Raw genomic sequence first — 18,056 nt, 5'->3', positions numbered from 1 at the left:
ACCATCCAGATTAAGGAAGTAAATATAATACGGAGAAGAAGTGACAGATGGTTCCGGCTAGGACGAAAAGATGCCAGACGGCGTGGTGGTGTTTGAATAGCTTCCACATATAGAAAATAGCACCCACTGTATAAAGGATTCCCCCAAGTGCTAATAGGAACAACGCATTGGGATGAAGATTTGCCGCTAAATCATTCCAAGCGAAGACAATTAACCAGCCCATGACAACGTATAGAATCGTTGACGTGAACATGAATTTTTTTACGAAAAAAGATTTAAAAATGGTTCCGGCTATGGCAATTCCCCAAACTATCCCAAACAAGGTCCATCCAAGAGACCCTTTCACTGCTAGAAATAAAAATGGGGTGTACGTTCCCGCAATAAAGAAATAGATGGAAGAATGATCCATTATCTCAAAAAAGTCTTTTGCTCGACCTGGTCGAAGGGCATGAACAAGGGTCGAAGATGTGTATAAAAGAAACATGGATACACCAAACAGGGTGAAGCTAACAATATGCCATGCATTCCCGTATAGAGAGGAAAAGACAATTAAAAGTACCAGGGCTGCAATACTAAGCAACGCCCCAATTCCATGAGTGATGGAATTTGTTAATTCTTCTTCTTTTGAAAATAGATGAGTGTTCGCCAAGTTTTCTTCATTCCTTTCAGTTCCAGCAAATACATATGAAACATCACTAATGGTTTCGCTATTAACCCATACTATCAAATACAACTTAAAATAAATAGTTACACTTATCATATAGTTTAGCGGAAAATGAAGGAGTTATAACAGAAAAGCGATTTCAGCTACCTGGATAAAAAATCTCCAATAAAAACAGAGCCTTTCACTTGGAAGGCTCTGTTTTTATTGGGCATAGTAATAAATGATGCTAGACCGAAACCATCTCTTCAAGTAGTTTCAACTTGCTTTTCTTCACCATCGTCTGAATCCTCGGTTTTTATTACGTCGGATTCCTTATTGAATTCTTGGACCGTCGTTTCTAACTGAGCTTTTTCCTTAGTCAACTGCTTTACTTGACGTTGCAGCATAAAATTACGAAACAGCCCGATAGAACCAACAATGAGTCCACCTAGTAAAGCGGAGCCAAGTATGACCAAGATTAGCGGAAAATATGTCGTCCCAAACACATAATCCACTCGAACGGAGTCTACATTTACTACAGCAAAGATTGCGATAATGAGTGCAAAGATTAAGGCTAAAATTAAATTCCATTGAATTCTCAAATTCACTCCTCCATTTCTCTTTTTAACAATGTATTTTATAAATGTTCAAATGGATAATATTTAAATAAAAATAGGACTTTTGAACATAGCTTGTTTTATAATTCCACAAAAAACGGGAATCGAAACATGTAATAGCTTGTCAAATATAAATGTGAATATTTTGTGAAGTGTGAGCTAAATTACATCCCAACAAATTGTATTGAATTATCATTGTTTAGAATATTTGATTATTCGTTAAGGCTTGTGTTAAACATGATTGTAGTATTCCTCTCCAGGGCGCTTAAACAACTAAATTCAATAATGTAACACGGCCAATTTAGAGAAGATTAAAGCGAAAGGGGCTAGATTAGATGAAGAGCAAGACCTTGCAATTACCTCTTCAAACCTTTAGTTTAATCGCTGCATTTATGGTGTGGGTCATACTATCAGGGTTAATGCCGTTTATTAAAGCAGATATTCCGCTGACCGGAGCTCAGCTAGCGTTTGTCACCGCGATTCCCGTCGTCTTAGGATCAATCTTAAGAATTCCAATCGGTTATTGGACAAATCGATTTGGTGCAAGAAAACTGTTTTTTATTAACTCGATTGTATTATTGGCTCCTATTTATTACATTAGTATCGCTAATTCGTTTATCGACCTGTTCATAGGTGGGTTATTTTTAGGTATTAGCGGCGCGCTATTCTCCGTGGGTGTCACTTCCTTACCGAAATATTATCCGAAAGAGCGCCATGGATTTGTTAATGGTATTTATGGAGTAGGAAATATTGGTACGGCCATCACTACGTTTGCTGCGCCCGTCCTTGCTAATCAATTTGGCTGGGAGCGAACAGTCCAATTTTATTTAGTCCTGATGATTTTTATCGCCCTTCTAAATTTCTTGTTTGGCGATAAAAATGAACCAAAAGTGGTCACACCTTTAAAGGAACAACTTAAAACTGTCTATAAAAACGAAAAGTTATGGTTTTTAAGTTTGTTTTATTTTCTTACGTTCGGTGCATTTGTCGCGTTCACCATTTATTTGCCAAACTTTTTGGTCGTCCATTTTGATTTAGATAAAGTAGATGCCGGATTAAGAACCGCTGGGTTTATAGCTATTGCAACGTTCATTCGTCCTGTTGGGGGCTGGCTTGGTGATCGGTTTAACTCATTCAAGGTGTTAATGATTGTTTTCGCCGCCTTAACTTTGTCAGGAATCATTCTCGCTTTTAACCCAGGTCTAACATGGTATTCTTTTGGATGTTTAACGATTGCGTTATTTGCAGGAATCGGAAACGGCGTTGTTTTTAAATTGGTTCCCATGTATTTTTCAAAACAAGCGGGAATCGTCAACGGTATCGTTGCTGCAATGGGGGGGCTAGGCGGCTTTTTCCCACCGTTATTGCTAACGTTCTTATTCAATCTCACAGGTCATTATGCCATTGGGTTTATGGCGCTATCACAAGTAGCCTTGGCCTGCTTTATTATCGTTATCTGGATGTACTATCAAGAACAACTAGAGCAGGCGAAGAAAATCATCGACTATACAGTGGAAGGCATTATGGTTACCGATGCGAAAGGCAATATTCAAAAGGTGAATCCCGCTTTTACAACCATCACCGGCTATACCGAAGCAGAAATCATTGGTCAAAGCCCACGTATTTTAAAATCTGGCAAACAAGACAAACATTTTTACGAAGAAATGTGGGAATCCATACGCGAAAACGGGTCTTGGCAAGGGGAGATATGGAACAAGAAAAAGAACGGCGAAATCTACTTGGAGAGGCTCTCGATTAGTCCGATTAAAAATGAGTCGGAACAGGTTAGATATTATGTAGGAATTTTTAATGAAGCTAAAATCGATTAAGTTTGTCTGGCCTTCACTTACAACGGTGGAGGTTTTTTTATCTAATCGTTAAATGTTACGAAAAAAAGTCTAACAGTGATATTCCGCACTACAGACCAAGCCAATCTTTTTTAAAATGAACTTATAAATGAGAATTCAATGAGAAAGGATGGCAAAATTTTAGTAAGGAAACAAGGATCACCTTGATAGGATTCTATCTTGAATAGCGTAGAACCCGAATTTAGGTGAGCCCGTACAAACCAATGAAGTTCATAAAAAAGTAAAGGGGATTGCAAACAATGAAAAAGTTACTAGTGTCTTTATTTATGATGGTGTCCATTCTTGCCTTAGCAGCATGCGGAGGAGAAGAAAGCAATGGAAGTGAAAATAGCAGTGGTGCAGAGAGCACAGTCGACTTAAGTGCGAAAAACTGGGAATTTGAACAAGATACGTACACTGTTCCTGCTGGGGAAGTTACGTTCAACCTTAAAAATGTAGAAGGCTACCATGGAATTGAAGTTGAAGGTACAGACGTGAAAATTGATGGGGAAGGTTCTGCAACAGCAACGCTTGAGCCAGGTGAGTATAAAGTAAAGTGTAGCATCCAATGTGGTACTGGACACGATGACATGATTGCCACGGTTATTGTGGAATAGATGTAAAACTAAAGAATTGGCTAGGCACCGGGTTTCAAAATCCGAGTGCCTGTTTTTGTGTGTAGAATCTGATTAAAAGTTTCTATAAGAATTTCGTATCTTTCTACAATAATTCTACTCTTTACTACATGACCATTTGCACTTTCTACACGATTGCCCGCCTATTCTACATAACAACACCCACTTTCTACACAATTCACCGCTCATACTACATCAAGCTGTTTTTCTATCTACAAACCCACCCATTCACTCCAGCATAACCTGCAAACTCATATTCTGAATATTGATATAATTTACTTTACCAACTTAAAAATACTTGTTAAAGTATTACATAAGATCTTTCTTACCGATTTTTAACTTATAGACACTCCTAACCATGGGTGTCCATTTTTATAAATACATAAATCACAACAAGGGGTGGAGGAAACATTGAATATTTATGTGATTCGTCATGGCGAGGCTGAGCATAATGTTGACCGTACAGTCATGGCTCATACACATGATTCCCAACATAATTTGACTGCTCTCGGTCAAAAGCAGGTCAAACAAACCGGGGAATTTATGAAAACAATCGTGGAAGGAACGTCAGTGCTATACAGTTCTCCTTATTTGCGGACGATGCAGACAGCAGAGGCCGTCCACTCTCAGCTACCTGGACAAGTCCCTTTTCATCAAAATCCACTGATTCGAGAGTGGGAATTGGGAAATCTATATGACCATACCAATCGGACCCCTGAATCGAAAAAAGAATTTAAAGCAGCAGGACAGTTTTATTTTCGGTTCCAGAACGGGGAGTCGCTGGCCGATGTGTATCTTCGCGCGACAATGTTTATGACTGCAGTCGTGGAAAGGGTGAAGAAGCAAGGTCGTTACGATAATATCGTCGTAGTGACTCACGCTGCCTTTATGCAAATGCTTCTTGCCTATCTCATGAACTGGCCAATAGAAGAATTAGCCGGCTTTAAGCCAATTGAAAATGCATCCGTTCTTAAAATTAACGAACTCGACGGAGACTACCAATTCGAAAAAATCTTTGTACCGAATAACTAATTACCATAAAACTGGATGGTGCCTGGCACCTAACTTTTATTTCCATCTCGCTGCTTACTTTTTGAATTTTGGGGAATAATGGGGTTGGTATGATAAAAGGAGGTATCGTTTAGAGTGTCTTTGAAGATTGGTGATCAGGCGCCGGATTTTTCCTTGACGGCAACGAAGCAAGAGAAGATTTCTTTAGCAGATTATCGAGGAAGTAAAAATATTGTTGTTGCCTTTTATGGGATGGATTTTACCCCAGGTTGAATTAAAGAAATTGCCTCTTGGAAAGAGGACTATAAGAAGTTTGAACAATTAAACGCCGATGTTTTAGCGGTCAGCGCTGACCATATTCATTCACACCGAGTTTTTGAAGCAAGCATGGGAACATTGCCATACCCACTGTTATCTGATTGGGATAAGCAAACAATGAAAAACTACCAGGTGTTTAATGAAAAAGGTGGAACCGCGGTTCGCTCGGTTTTTGTAGTGAACAAAGAAGGTGTGATTACCTACACAAACACTTCGTTCAAAGCGGATCAAAAGGAAGATTATGAAGCCGTTTTTAATGAGCTTGAAAAGTTAACATAGGTTTAAAGGAATTCCGCACATTGTTGAATAAAGGTTGATCCATCGACAGGGTTAAATAAAAGAAGCAGCAAATTCAAGCGAATCTGCTGCTTCTTTTATTTGCGTTCCCTGCGTTTACCATTCCATCCGTTCACGAAGCCTAGTGATGTGCGAAAGATGATGGCGACTGTGCCAAGCGTACAAGCTGATATTCATAGCCAATGTCACTGGACCTGTTTCAGGGTGATAGAAAGTCTTTTCCAAATCTGCAGGCTTCAACGATTTCAATAAATAAGCCCATCTTGAATGCAATCCTTCTAAAAGAGTTAACGATGATTCAATCGATTGTTTGGAATCAGCTAAATTTGCCCATTTCTCTTCAAAGTAGGGTTTGATCGTTGGATTATCCTCGGTAAGAGCTAATTTCAAGCGAATAAAGCTATTCATATGGCTATCCGCAAGATGATGAACAACTTGACGAATCGTCCATCCGCCAGGGCGGTAGGGAGTATCGAGTTGTTTGTCACTTAAATCCTCTACTGCCTTTCTAAATAGAGAAGGAGCCTCTTCAATCTCTCTTATACAACTTTCAATAAATGTATTCGACAGTTCCTGTTGCGGTTGAAATGGACCAATCGGATATTGCAATTCTTTCATTTTCAGTTCCCCCAGGTATCATTTTATTACTGTTTTAAAAGTCGAGCCACTACTAACTTAACTATATTCCGTACCCTGAAGGGAAAATCCTTCTTTCGAATGGGTGGGTTCACAATTCTTGCCTCAACCAAAACATTCGTTGATATTTGTTAAAATAAACTGAAACAAACGAGCGAGTTGTTCGACTAATGGGTAGTTCAATGAAACGGGGAATACAAAAAATGTCTACTAGCAGGATAAGTGATTGGTTTCACCAATACAGCAATGACCTCTATCATTTTTTTGTTTATTATTTGGGAAGCACAGATGTAGAGGATTTAGTCCAAGAGGTTTTTATCAGAGCAATCAAAAAACAGGATTCCTTTCAAGAAAAATCGAGTCCAAAGACCTGGCTTTTTAGCATCGCAAGACATATCGCTATCGATGAAATTCGTCGGAAACAAAGGGGTAGAGTAAAAGAATTCATCTTCAAACAATCGGTAGATTCCTATAGCACGAATACGCCAGAACAGGTACTTGAGTTCAATGAAACTAATAAAGAATTGTTTAAGGCCATACAAACGTTAAAAAAATCCTACCGAGATGTGGTTGTTTTACGAGGAATCAAAGAATTGTCTGTTTCAGAAACGGCTGAAATTCTAAATTGGAAAGAGGAAAAAGTAAGACTCACCTTCCACAGAGCATTAAAGGCTTTGCAGAACGAGAAAGAGAGGCTACTCTAATGTTGGAAGAAAACAAACAAAATGAAATCCTCCATCAACTGAAAGATTTGCCCAAACCCGTTTTAAAGGTTGAAAAGCAAGTACAAATGCTGACCGAAATCCAGAGCGCTGAAATAAACCATGCTAAAAGAGAAAGGTGGCAAAATAAGGTGACAAAATTGTATGTTGGATTGGCCACGGTTGCTGCAATATTCTTGTTCTCGTTTTTAACGTTCCAACAAGTAGGTGAAGATCAACCAGAATCGAACGCTGAGAGAGGAGTTATTACTGAATATGAGGACCATCCGAACTTAAGCGAACATCAAGTCGCTTTACATGACCTTTATGTAGAAATGCCTTTTCAAAAAGCAGATGTTGAATTGACCAAAAGAACAACCGATGAATTTGTGATGATTGATATCATCGACAAAGAAACAGAAGAAGTGCTTTACACATATGGAGAAGGGCTAAATGAAGGAAATGAAAGACTCGTGTTCCGAGAAATTAAAACAGAGAAAACAATCGTGCGGTTATACGCATTTGTTGAAATGGACGAAGAAAGTCATAAGATAATAAAAGTGCGGAACGAGTACGCTAGTTACGACCCACAACCACCAAGAATCGCAGGAGAGACGATCTCATCCGGATCAAGATCAGGAAAATTTCCAGCTGAGAAGATCGAAATTTTAGCATCCCTTGATCTTGACTGGGGAAACGAAATCCAAAATTTATATGAAGGGTATTTAATCGGTGTAATTGAAAAGTGAAGGGGATGGTAAAGAACTGGATGGTGCCTGGCACCATCCAGTTTTTTTACAGATTGCTCTAGATTGTCCTTCATCGCGGTGTCGTGATATCTTTAGGAGGAAGCCCTTTATTTTCAGGGATGAATTGATGAATGGCGGTGCGGATTTGGAAAAGGATCTTTTATCAGGAAAGACGACAGTTATCACTGGAGCAAATAGTGGAATTGGATTAGAAGCAGCTAAGTTTTTTGCGCAAAATGGGTCTCGGGTAATCATGGCTGTTCGCAATGAAGAAAAAGGAAAAGTAGCAAGAGATACAATTATAACTAAGCATCCACAGGCTGAAGTTGAGGTAATGAAGCTTGATCTCGCTGACCTAGAAAGTATTCGTATCTTCGCTAAAACATACGAAACTCAATTTGACTCTCTCGACCTTCTCATCAATAATGCAGGTGTGATGACTCCTCCTTATGGTAAAACAAAGGATGGTTTTGAGCTCCAGTTCGGAAGCAATCATCTCGGACATTTCGCGTTAACTGGTCAGCTTTTACCATTGCTTAAAAATACTAGCAATTCTCGTGTCGTTACGCTCAGCAGTCTTGCGCATCGTAGAGCAGGCATTTATTTTGACAACTTAGATGGATCAAAAGGCTATAAAGGAATGAAATTTTATGGTCAAAGTAAGCTTGCTAATCTTTTATTTGCCAAAGAATTGGATAAGCGCTTAAAAGAGCATGATATCCAGACGATTAGCCTGGCGTGCCACCCAGGGATATCCTCTACGAATCTATTTAAATTCGGCAAAAAGGACGCCCCTAAACTGGTTAGAGGTTTAATGAACCGTTTTCTTCAGCCTGCAGAAATGGGTGCACTCCCAACGATTTATGCGGCAACAGAACCGTCCCTTAAAGGTGGCGAATACATAGGTCCAGATGGCAGGGGCCGCATGAAGGGCTACCCGGCACTGGAAACACCTGATCCTGCTGCTAATGACGAACAAACGATGAGAAAACTCTGGAATATTTCTGAGGAGATGACAGGGGTCACATATGATTTCGCCTAGTTTGAAGCGAAGAAAATCAATTCGAAATCATTAATAAACGAGAAAAAAAGAGGTGGCACCGATTGATTCGAGCCTCCTCTTTTCGCGTTTTTACTCCTGATTCTTGATGACAATATGTTCAGGACTTGCAGGGATTTTCTGTAATGCAGTTTTTAAAAATGTTGGGTGCAATTCAATCTGTTCAAGATCATGCAAGGGAACCCATTGATATAGAAGTCGCTCTCCTTCAAGCCCAAAGAAGCTCTCTTGGTCTTTCATTGCTTCCGGTTGGGACAAAAGCTGGTAATAGAAACCGATTTCATGATATTGATTGTGATTGTAAGTGAAAAAGTTCTCCGTCACCCAAAGTAGGTTTTGCACTTGCACGCTTAGACCCAGCTCCTCGTGAATTTCTCTCTTTACTGCAGTTGCTGAATCCTCTAAAATCTGCACTCGGCCACCCGGTAGTGCCCAATGTGTATCATTTACTTGCTTATGTAATAGAATATGGTCATTTTCAATAAGTACACCGGCAACACGGTAATTAAAAACTCCTTCTTCTACTTTAAAAACAGCGTCCAATTCATTTTCCCCCTTTGATTGATGGTTAGGATTCTTATTCGTCCCACACTTAGAAGACCTCACAACTAGGCAAACGGCTAAAAATCAACTAAGCTATTTATTATACAATATTTTTAATTTTAAAAATAATTATTTGTTGTATCCGTTTCAAATTCTAATACCCTCATAAAAGAAATGCATAATTTATAGCCAAAAATGTATTTTTTAACAGGAAATGCGAAATTATAGTCGAATTTTTTTAGAACGGATTTCTTACTCAAGAGGAGGTTGGTTCCAATGAACAAACTTGTTGTTAATCTTTCAACGGTCTTTCTTGAAGTGCCTTTTATTGAACGTTTTAAAAAAGCCCGAGAATCAGGTTTTTCCTCTGTTGAATGTCAATTTCCCTATGCCCATACAACAAAAGAGATTGTCCAGGAAATGGAGCGAAATCAACTATCTATGGTGCTATTGAATTTGCCCCCTGGGGATTGGGAGCAGGGAGATCGCGGACTCGCAACAGATCCGTCACGAGTAGATGCTTTTAAGAAATCAGTGAGACAGGGAATCAAGTATGCTACTGCGTTAAATGTTCCGAGAATTCATTGCATGGCAGGGATTGTTTCAGAAGCCAACCGGGAACATGCGAAGGAGGTTTACGTAAGCAACCTCTATTATGCGGGCTCTGAGTTGGCAAAGTATGACTTAACATTATTGATTGAACCGATTAATCCTTATAACATGCCTGATTATTTTTTAAACAACCTTCACCAAGCAGCAGGAATTATTAAAGAAGTGAATCTACCAAATGTAGCGCTTCAATTTGATTTTTACCATATTGAAAGAATTCATGGGAATTCACTTTCATTATATGATCAATATACCGACATCATCGGGCATGTGCAAATTGCCGATACTCCATCTCGACATGAGCCAGGTACAGGGGAAATCGACTATCAACAAGTCTTTGGGCATTTGAAAAATACATATAAGGGCTATATTGGCTTGGAATATACTCCAAAAGGAAGAAGCGAAGATAGCTTTGAATGGTTAACAACAATGAAAAAGGGGAGCGAGTGGATATGAAAATAGGTTTTATTGGAACCGGTGTGATGGGTTCACGAATGGTAAAAAGATTGCTTCAAAACGGTTATGACGTGCAAGTCTATAATCGGACGAAGGCGAAGGTGGCAGACTTACAAAAGCTAGGTGCTCAACATATAGAGAACATCCCTGAGCTCTCGAGGGAGTGTGACGTTATATGTAGCTGTTTGTCAATGCCAGCAGATGTTATCCAAGTATATGATGGTCCGTCTGGAATCATTCAACATGCTCGTCCCGGAACTATCTGCATTGATCTTACATCCGTTGGGGCCGATACTAGCAAAAGGATGTTTGAAACAGCGAATGCAAAACAAGTTTCTTACCTAGATGCGCCGGTTAGCGGTGGACCAGAAGGGGCGGAGAAAGGCTCATTAACGATTATGGTTGGTGGCGATAAGCAAGCGTTTGAGACCGTTTCCCCAATCCTTAAGGCTCTTGGAGAAAATATCGAATACCTTGGTCCGTCCGGGGCGGGAAGCATTGCAAAGTTAATCAATCAATACCTTGTTGCGGTTCATTCGCTTGCTGCATCTGAGGCGATGGTAACGGGCGCAGCATTTGGATTGGATTCTGAACAACTATTTAAGATTTTAAAAGTTAGTTATGGAGATAGCCGGATTTTACGTAGGCATATGGAAGAATATGTGCTAGATCGTCAATTTGAACCTGGTGGCGCTGTAAAATACGTGCATAAGGATGTCCGCTTGGCGAATCAGCTATTAATGGAAGCAGGAATGAAGAATTTTACCGGGCAAATGGCCGAACAAGCCTTTCAAAATGCAACAGACCAAGGGCTTAGTGATTCAGACATGTCAGCTGTTATTCAACCACTAGAAAAAGAATGTGGGGTAGTGGTTAAAAAGCAGGGATAGTGTAAGGGTAAAAATACAAACCTCATTAAATTGGAGGGCACTGAAGAAGTACCCTGAATTAGAGATGAGCTAAAACAAAGTTGTTGATTTCCGTTCCAGGCGGCTTCGCTTTCCGCGGGCGTGCCGGGGAGCCTCCTCGGTGCCTTAGGCACCTGCGGGGTCTCCCCTGCCCCGTACTCCCGCAGGAGTCTTCGCCGCCTTCCACTCCAATCAACAGTGCCTATACTTAGGTTAAATACAAAAGAATTTCCCATTTGTTTATGAAACATAAAAAACGACTCTAAAATCAGATTTTCAATTTTAGAGTCGTTATTTTTGATTGATCAGATTACTTATTCAAAAAGCCGAAGGAATTTCAGTGCCTTCTTAAATTGTGAGAGGTTTGTTTTTTTTTTGGTGGCTTTAATTGTTGGTTTGATTACTTTAAAGCCCAGGTTATAAAACCTTGATATAAAAGTCACGTGTTCGTGGCCCGTCAAATTCGCAAAAATAAATTCCTTGCCAAGTACCTAGAAGCAATCGCCCATCTGTCACGATGATATACTGGGAGGCCCCAACGGTACTAGCCTTCATATGGGCTGCTGTATTTCCTTCCATATGCTGATCGAGCTCATGGTGCCACGGATACACTTCATCAAAGCGACGAATCATATCACGCTTCACATCCGGGTCTGCATTCTCATTAATGGTGATGCCAGCGGTTGTATGCGGACAATAAACAATCACCGCTCCATCACGAACGGTCTGGTCCCGAACAAAATCTTGAACTAGATGAGTCACCTCAACCATCTGATCACGCGTATTTGTCTTCAGAGTGAACTTCTTAAGCATCATCTTCATTCCTTCCCAATAAATGCACTATCCACATTCTAAAGAAAAAACGCGAAAAAAACCATCCAAATACTGGATGGTGCCTGGCACCTTACTTTTTATGGAAAGGGTGCTGCACTATATTCAACTACAAAAGGTGAGTTTCTCTACTAATCATACTTTTTGACATCAAAGGGGAAAATATTGGATAATTATCGAATGGGAGGGATTTGATGATTAATCCTACATGGTTATTTGTTCTGGCTGCAGTCATCGCCGTTCTTGGTATATTAGCAGCTTTTAAAAATTTCATGGGAAAAGTGCAGCAAAAATTTGAATCTGAAAAAAGCTTGAACATGCAGTCTTTACAGAAAGAACAAATGCAATTTTTCTTTAAGGTTGCACTAGTTGAGGCGATTCCAATTTTGATGATTGTCTACGGCTTTATGCTTATTGATCCAACACAAGAACAGAGTATCGCGTTTCCCATCATCCTAATTCTTGCTGTTCTCGGTTTCGCTTTACTTCAAGTGTTAAACATTCGCAGAGCGGTATTAGGATATGAAGAACCACCAAAAGAACTAAAAACAATTGTTCACACATTGTTATTCATTGGGATTGCCCTTATGTCTGCTATCCCGATACTTTCCATCGTTGCGTTACTGACAATGACTCAATAAGTTTTTAGAGGTCCTATCGAAAAGGGGGGGAATCCACTCCCTTTACCGAAGGACTCTTTTTAATTCAAAGCTCGGTTAAACTCGTGTTAGGCAACACTCTTGTTCCCTTCAACCGGCATCTAATTTCCTATACTTTTACAATTCAGGAGCCTAATGGACGTTATTACTAACGACTTTTTTCATAAGATGTAATATTATAGTAGTTACATAGAAAACTGAATCTATTTATAAAAAATGATTTCACTTTTACAATTTAATATAAGGGATGCGAAGAAATGGAAAGATTTATTGAACAAAAACAAGAGGAGATGCTGGAGTTAATTGAACAGCTCGTTAATATAGATAGTGGTTCCTACATGAAAGAGGGGGTCGACCTTGTAGGGTCGATATTAACAAAAAAATACGAGGAACTTGGTTTTGTCGTCGAAGTGAGAGAAGAGAAGGAATACGGCAATCATTTAGTAATCCGTCATAAAAATACGATTGCTCCGAAGATTATTCTGCTTGCTCATATGGATACGGTGTTTCCTGAAGGAACGGTGGCAGAGCGCCCTTTTACAATCAAAGGAAATCGAGCTTATGGTCCTGGTGTCGTCGATATGAAGTCGAGCTTGGTTGAACTTTTATATGCGATGCAGGCATTAGTCCATGCTGGATCAAAAAGCATTGAAAATGTCGAAATTATTTTAAACAGTGATGAAGAGATTGGTTCACCATCCTCCCGGTCGCTGATAGAGGAACGTTCCATTGGGAAAGAATTCGCTCTCGTTATGGAGCCGGCAAGAAAGGACGGCTCTCTTGTAATGGCAAGGCGCGGCGGCGGTCGTTATACGATAGTGGTCGAAGGAAAGGCTGCGCATTCAGGAATTGAACCTGAAAAAGGTCGAAGTGCGATTGAAGAGCTTGCCTATAAAATTATCCAATTACATGATTTAACCGATCATGAAAAAGGTATGAGTGTCAATGTTGGGATTATTGAAGGGGGTTCTGCGGTTAACACGGTTTGCGACAGCGCGATTGCGCATGTCGATGTCCGGATTTCTGAGCTCGAACAAGGGGAATACCTGGAAGAAAGGTTTAAAGAAATTTGTGCAACATCCGAAGTGCAGGGGACAAATGTCGTTTTAGAGGGAGAAATCGGACGTCCGCCGATGGAACACAATGATCAAACAAAATCTCTACTCGATATTATTAAAGATGTCGGTGAAGAAATTGGAATGGAAATCTCGGCAACTGCCACTGGCGGTGGCGGTGATGCGTCCTTTACGTCTGCCACCGGTGTCGCAACTGTGGACGGCCTTGGCCCGGTTGGAGGAAACGCTCACAGTGATAAGGAATATATGGAAATCGACACCCTACCAGAGCGAACTCTCTTGCTAGCGATGACGATTGCAAGACTTTCGGAAACAGAATAAGGAAGAAGATGTAAAGTGCCAGGCACCATCCAGAAAAATGGATGGTGCCTGGCACTTTTAATGAATCCACTGCACGATATCTTCCATGTCTTTCCTAGTTTTTGGGCGTGGCTCATGGGCACGTTACCCAAATGCAACCATAACGGAGATGGCTAAATGTCCGTCTTCAAGTAAGTTTTCTTCCGTTAAGACCTTTTGGACCTTTTCAAAATCAAACCCTTCGATTGGACAGGAATCAATCCCGATTTGAGCAGCGGCTGTCATCATGTTTGCTAACGCGATATACGTTTGTTTGCTTGCCCAGTCAAACATGCTCTGTTCACTTTCAAGTAACCGTAGATCATGCTCTTGGAAGGTTTTATAGCGTTCTTCCATTTGAGCATAAATTTCTGCTGGAATTTGCTTAACATTTAACATTTGATTCCTTACATATTCAGTATCATATTTCGTATCCTTAATGGTCCTTGCAAGAATCAGAACGAAATGGCTTGCTGTAGGCAATTGACCTTGAGCACCCCATGCAACTTCACGGAGTTTTTCACGAAGCTCCATATTCTGTACAACAACAAATTTCCATGGTTCATAACCAACTGAACTTGGCGATAGTCTCCCCGTTTCTAAGATAAACTCAAAATCCTCATCAGATATTTTCTGGTTGGGATCGAATTCTTTCGTTGCATGCCTGAACTGAAATGCATCGAGAATCTCCTGTTTCTTTCCTTCATGACTCATGAGCTAATCCCCCTAAATCCACTCAAACTGAATTACCTAGTAATAATAGTTTCCCATTTTGTTGCTCAGCTTATCCTTACAAGTTACCAAAAAAAGGTTGGTGCCTGGCACCTTCCAATGAATTTCCAACTATACTAGTTAGAATATTACATATTTTTAGTCGAATGATGCAGGAAATGCTGGGCTATTAGAGAACATATTCATTTAGGAGAGTTTGTATGAAGAAACCAGCATAGAAAAGGAGAATGATGGGGATGAAAGTTTGGCAAGTGAAAGAACTTGGGGAGCCACAAGACGTTTTAAAGATTGAAGAGGTAGAAAAGCCTGAATGGAAGGAAAATGAGGTACTGATTGAAGTGAAAGCGGTTGCGCTTAACTTCTTTGATATTCTACTCTGCCAAGGGACATATCAGGAAAAGCCACCACTACCGTTTACGTTTGGTTCTGAAATTTCAGGCGTAGTCGTGAAGTGTGGCGAAGACAGTGCATACAAGGTTGGTCAAAAAGTAATGGCTCAGCCAGCTGCACCACACGGTGGGTTAGCTCAATATGTTTCTGTTGATGAAAGCAGAGTCTATCCAATTTCCGAAAACATGCCTTTGGATGAAGCCGCAGCACTATTTATTACTTATCACACATCATATTATGCATTGTTTAATCGGGCCAACCTGCAAAAAGGCGAAGTTTTACTCGTCCATGCCGGTGCAGGTGGAGTGGGTTCCGCAGCGATTCAATTAGGAAAAGCAGCAGGTGCCTATGTCATCGCAACTGCTGGTGGCAGTGAAAAGACTCAAATCTGTAAAGAGCTTGGAGCAGATGTGGTTATTGATTACTTAACCGAAGACTTTGTGGAAGTTGTAAAAAAAGAAACAGGCGGAAAAGGAGCAGATGTGATTTATGACTCGGTTGGCGGTGACGTATTCGACCGTTCTAAGAAATGCATCGCCTTTGACGGCCGACTCCTAGTCATTGGTTTCGCCGGTGGGACGATTCCAAGTCTAAAAGCCAACCATGTGTTAGTGAAGAACTACTCCGTTGTCGGTGTTCATTGGGGTTATTTTAACCGACTCTATCCAGAAAAAGTTGTTAAGGAACATGAGGAAATCATGAAGCTGTATGAAGAAGGGAAAATCAAACCACTTCTATACAAAAACTTTCAGTTCGAACAAGTTCCTGAAGCTCTCGAACTACTTGGTGGTCGTAAAACCTGGGGAAAAGTCGTTATCAATATCGATAAATAGATCTAGCTAAAAGAGGAAAGGAATCATATGTATGAAAGTTACAGAATTATTTGATTTAACGAATCGAGTCGCGATCATTACTGGTGGAGGCCGTGGCCTCGGCGAACAAATTGCTGAAGTTTATGCGGAAATGGGTTGTCATCTGGCTCTTTGCTCCCGTAAAAAAGAAAACTGCGAAGAGGTAGCAGAAAGGCTTGCTAAAGAATACGGAATCAAAGCCAATAGCTATTCCCTTGATGTCACGAGCGAACCTCAAGTAGAAGAAGTTGTCAGCCGGGTTTTGGCAGACTTCGGTAAAATTGATATCTTAGTCAACAATAGTGGGGCAACATGGGGAGCTCCAGTTGAGGATATGCCACTAGAGGCATGGAATAAAGTCATGAATGTTAATGTCACCGGTACGTTTTTAATGAGCAAAGCCGTCGGTCGGCATATGATTGAGCAAAACTATGGGAAAATCATTAACATCGCCTCTGCAGCCGGCTTAACTGTCCGGCCGCCTGAGGTGACAAACACGATCGGTTACACCACGAGTAAAGCGGCGGTCATTCATTTTACAAAGGATTTAGCCATTAAATGGGCAAGACATAATATTTATGTGAACGCGATTGCCCCTGGCATGTTCCGCACGAAGATGACCGCAGGCACATTGGAGCAAAAGGAAGACACTGTTCTAGAAACAATTCCTCTAAATAAAATCGGCGACGACCAAATGTTAAAAGGAGCCGCCATCTATCTTGCAACAAAAGCTAGTGATTTTGTAACGGGAACGGTGTTAAGTGTCGATGGGGGCAGTACCTTATAGTTTAATAGCTTATAAGTTTCCCTTTGAAGGCTTTGCCAGTGGGCAAGGCTTTCAAAGTTTTTTTACATAGTCTGTCAAAACCTGAGGTGAAATCAATGAAAATATTAAAAATAGCCAGTATCCCCGGCGACGGGATTGGTAGAGAAGTAGTCCCAGCCGCAATAAAGGTACTAGAAGCAATAGCGGACGTTCATGGTGGTTTGAAGTTTGAGTTTGTCGAATACCCTTGGAGCTGTGAATACTATCTTGAACACGGGGCGATGATGCCTGAGGATGGTTTAGAGAGATTGAAAGAGTTCGATGGGATCTTTTTAGGTGCTGTTGGGAATCCAAAAATTGTCCCAGACCACATTTCTCTTTGGGGATTGCTGATTAAAATTCGCCGTGAGTTTGAGCAAACAATTAACTTGCGCCCAGCTAAAATGATGAATGGCATTCGTTCCCCATTAGCAAACCCAAAGGATTTTGATCTCATCGTTATCCGCGAGAACAGTGAGGGAGAATATAGCACGGTGGGAGGAACCATCTACCAAGGGGAAGATGAAATCGCCATTCAAAATGCGGTGTTCTCTAGAAAAGCGACAGAGCGTGCGATGCGATATGCATTTGATTTAGCCTCCAAACGTAGATCCCGTGTGACCAGTGCCACAAAATCCAACGGAATCGTGTACTCCATGCCATTCTGGGACAATGTATTTAAAGATGTTTCGAAAGACTATCCCGACATTCAAACCGACTCCCAACATATTGATGCTTTAGCCGCCTTTTTCGTAACCCAACCTGAACGGTTTGATGTAATCGTCGCTAGCAATCTATTTGGCGACATCCTAACGGATATAGGCGCCGCCGTTATGGGAAGCATTGGAATTGCACCAGCAGCCAACATAAATGTCAACGGCAAATACCCATCGATGTTTGAACCGGTCCATGGGAGTGCGCCTGACATTGTCGGGAAGGGCATCGCTAACCCAATCGGCCAGATTTGGACTGCGAAAATGATGCTCGATCATTTGGGTGAAGAGGAACTTGGTCATCAACTCCTAGATGTGGTTGAAGGGGTGACAGGAGATGGAATTCTAACACCTGACTTAGGAGTACGGAACACAACAAAGGAAGTTACGGAGGAAATCATCCATCGGCTCCAAGCTTTATGATTAATTTCACACTAAAACAATTCATCCTTCATTTTTTAAGATTCGGTACTCCGTGAGTGGATGCTGAATCTTTTTCCTTATATGCAGAAGTTTACTAAAAAATGCTTTAAAATAGTCCATATCATGAGGCGGGAATTTGAACAAGTTGGCCGGATATTCTGTGAATTCTGTTGGGTTAGGCATTTAAGCAAGTGCAATTCTCTATCC

General features: G+C 40.7%; 19 protein-coding genes and 1 pseudogene. 14 read left to right on the top strand and 6 right to left on the bottom strand.

From position 1 onward, the window contains the following. Positions 1 to 10 precede the first annotated feature (10 nt). Complete coding sequence (trhA, locus tag BMX30_RS01940) at positions 11 to 649, bottom strand: PAQR family membrane homeostasis protein TrhA (protein WP_090740888.1); 639 nt, start codon at positions 647 to 649, stop codon at positions 11 to 13. A gap of 260 nt (positions 650 to 909) precedes the next feature. After that, on the bottom strand, positions 910 to 1,245 hold the full coding sequence (locus BMX30_RS01935; RefSeq protein WP_090740641.1) for a LapA family protein: 336 nt from the start codon (positions 1,243 to 1,245) through the stop codon (positions 910 to 912). Between the two features lie 350 nt (positions 1,246 to 1,595). Between BMX30_RS01935 and BMX30_RS01930 the strand changes: the two genes are divergently transcribed. The 4 genes from BMX30_RS01930 to BMX30_RS01910 all read left to right on the top strand — a co-directional run bounded on the left by BMX30_RS01930 (position 1,596) and on the right by BMX30_RS01910 (position 5,350). Then, positions 1,596 to 3,089: a nitrate/nitrite transporter gene (locus BMX30_RS01930; RefSeq protein ID WP_090740639.1), complete on the top strand. Its 1,494-nt coding sequence runs from the start codon at positions 1,596 to 1,598 to the stop codon at positions 3,087 to 3,089. Positions 3,090 to 3,367: 278 nt separating this feature from the next. Next, positions 3,368 to 3,724 carry a cupredoxin domain-containing protein gene (locus BMX30_RS01925; protein ID WP_090740638.1) on the top strand — a complete coding sequence of 119 codons (357 nt, stop codon included), beginning with the start codon at positions 3,368 to 3,370 and terminating at the stop codon, positions 3,722 to 3,724. Positions 3,725 to 4,153: 429 nt separating this feature from the next. Then, positions 4,154 to 4,774, top strand: a complete 621-nt coding sequence (locus BMX30_RS01920) for a histidine phosphatase family protein (protein WP_170843766.1) — start codon at positions 4,154 to 4,156, stop codon at positions 4,772 to 4,774. 114 nt (positions 4,775 to 4,888) lie between these two features. Next, positions 4,889 to 5,350: a peroxiredoxin family protein gene (locus BMX30_RS01910; protein ID WP_244532481.1), complete on the top strand. Its 462-nt coding sequence runs from the start codon at positions 4,889 to 4,891 to the stop codon at positions 5,348 to 5,350. 114 nt (positions 5,351 to 5,464) lie between these two features. On the opposite strand, the gene BMX30_RS01905 is transcribed toward BMX30_RS01910, so the two are convergent. Then, complete coding sequence (locus BMX30_RS01905) at positions 5,465 to 5,986, bottom strand: YfiT family bacillithiol transferase (RefSeq protein WP_090740630.1); 522 nt, start codon at positions 5,984 to 5,986, stop codon at positions 5,465 to 5,467. Positions 5,987 to 6,207: 221 nt separating this feature from the next. Between BMX30_RS01905 and BMX30_RS01900 the strand changes: the two genes are divergently transcribed. From BMX30_RS01900 to BMX30_RS01890, 3 genes are all read left to right on the top strand, one after another. Then, positions 6,208 to 6,708, top strand: a complete 501-nt coding sequence (locus BMX30_RS01900; protein WP_170843765.1) for an RNA polymerase sigma factor — start codon at positions 6,208 to 6,210, stop codon at positions 6,706 to 6,708. Beyond that, on the top strand, positions 6,708 to 7,454 hold the full coding sequence (locus tag BMX30_RS01895) for a hypothetical protein (RefSeq protein ID WP_090740629.1): 747 nt from the start codon (positions 6,708 to 6,710) through the stop codon (positions 7,452 to 7,454). The genes BMX30_RS01900 and BMX30_RS01895 overlap by 1 nt, the downstream gene beginning before the upstream one ends. A gap of 127 nt (positions 7,455 to 7,581) precedes the next feature. Next, positions 7,582 to 8,496 carry an oxidoreductase gene (locus BMX30_RS01890; protein ID WP_090740627.1) on the top strand — a complete coding sequence of 305 codons (915 nt, stop codon included), beginning with the start codon at positions 7,582 to 7,584 and terminating at the stop codon, positions 8,494 to 8,496. Between the two features lie 90 nt (positions 8,497 to 8,586). Here the strand turns inward: BMX30_RS01890 and BMX30_RS01885 are convergent, their stop codons facing one another. Continuing rightward, positions 8,587 to 9,057: an NUDIX hydrolase gene (locus BMX30_RS01885; RefSeq protein ID WP_090740625.1), complete on the bottom strand. Its 471-nt coding sequence runs from the start codon at positions 9,055 to 9,057 to the stop codon at positions 8,587 to 8,589. Between the two features lie 276 nt (positions 9,058 to 9,333). Between BMX30_RS01885 and BMX30_RS01880 the strand changes: the two genes are divergently transcribed. Beyond that, positions 9,334 to 10,122, top strand: a complete 789-nt coding sequence (locus BMX30_RS01880; protein WP_090740623.1) for a hydroxypyruvate isomerase family protein — start codon at positions 9,334 to 9,336, stop codon at positions 10,120 to 10,122. Next, on the top strand, positions 10,119 to 11,012 hold the full coding sequence (locus BMX30_RS01875; RefSeq protein WP_090740621.1) for an NAD(P)-dependent oxidoreductase: 894 nt from the start codon (positions 10,119 to 10,121) through the stop codon (positions 11,010 to 11,012). Before BMX30_RS01880 ends, BMX30_RS01875 begins: the two co-directional genes overlap by 4 nt. Positions 11,013 to 11,447: 435 nt before the next feature. Here BMX30_RS01875 and BMX30_RS01870 read toward each other — a convergent pair whose 3' ends face one another. After that, positions 11,448 to 11,843 carry a secondary thiamine-phosphate synthase enzyme YjbQ gene (locus BMX30_RS01870; protein ID WP_090740884.1) on the bottom strand — a complete coding sequence of 132 codons (396 nt, stop codon included), beginning with the start codon at positions 11,841 to 11,843 and terminating at the stop codon, positions 11,448 to 11,450. A gap of 212 nt (positions 11,844 to 12,055) precedes the next feature. Between BMX30_RS01870 and BMX30_RS01865 the strand changes: the two genes are divergently transcribed. Continuing rightward, positions 12,056 to 12,502, top strand: a complete 447-nt coding sequence (locus BMX30_RS01865) for a hypothetical protein (protein ID WP_090740619.1) — start codon at positions 12,056 to 12,058, stop codon at positions 12,500 to 12,502. A 275-nt stretch (positions 12,503 to 12,777) separates the two neighbouring features. Then, complete coding sequence (locus BMX30_RS01860; RefSeq protein ID WP_090740617.1) at positions 12,778 to 13,917, top strand: M20 family metallopeptidase; 1,140 nt, start codon at positions 12,778 to 12,780, stop codon at positions 13,915 to 13,917. Positions 13,918 to 13,974: 57 nt separating this feature from the next. On the opposite strand, the pseudogene BMX30_RS01855 reads toward BMX30_RS01860, so the two are convergent. Next, positions 13,975 to 14,649 (bottom strand): annotated as a pseudogene (locus BMX30_RS01855) (NAD(P)H-dependent oxidoreductase). Positions 14,650 to 14,903: 254 nt separating this feature from the next. Between BMX30_RS01855 and BMX30_RS01850 the strand changes: the two are divergent. From BMX30_RS01850 to BMX30_RS01840, 3 genes are all read left to right on the top strand, one after another. Then, positions 14,904 to 15,890: an NADPH:quinone oxidoreductase family protein gene (locus BMX30_RS01850; RefSeq protein WP_090740616.1), complete on the top strand. Its 987-nt coding sequence runs from the start codon at positions 14,904 to 14,906 to the stop codon at positions 15,888 to 15,890. A 31-nt stretch (positions 15,891 to 15,921) separates the two neighbouring features. Beyond that, entirely contained in the window at positions 15,922 to 16,695 is a 774-nt protein-coding gene (locus tag BMX30_RS01845) for an SDR family oxidoreductase (RefSeq protein ID WP_090740614.1), read from the top strand. Positions 16,696 to 16,790: 95 nt separating this feature from the next. Continuing rightward, the gene (locus BMX30_RS01840; RefSeq protein WP_090740612.1) at positions 16,791 to 17,849 is read left to right on the top strand and encodes a tartrate dehydrogenase; all 1,059 of its coding nucleotides are present in this window, start codon (positions 16,791 to 16,793) and stop codon (positions 17,847 to 17,849) included. The last annotated feature ends 207 nt before the right edge of the window (positions 17,850 to 18,056 follow it).

The sequence above is a fragment of the Mesobacillus persicus genome (assembly GCF_900109925.1).
Taxonomy (GTDB): domain Bacteria; phylum Bacillota; class Bacilli; order Bacillales; family Cytobacillaceae; genus Mesobacillus_B; species Mesobacillus_B persicus.
Note: the sequence above shows the minus strand (reverse complement) of the source record. Positions and strands in the feature narration are given on the sequence as shown.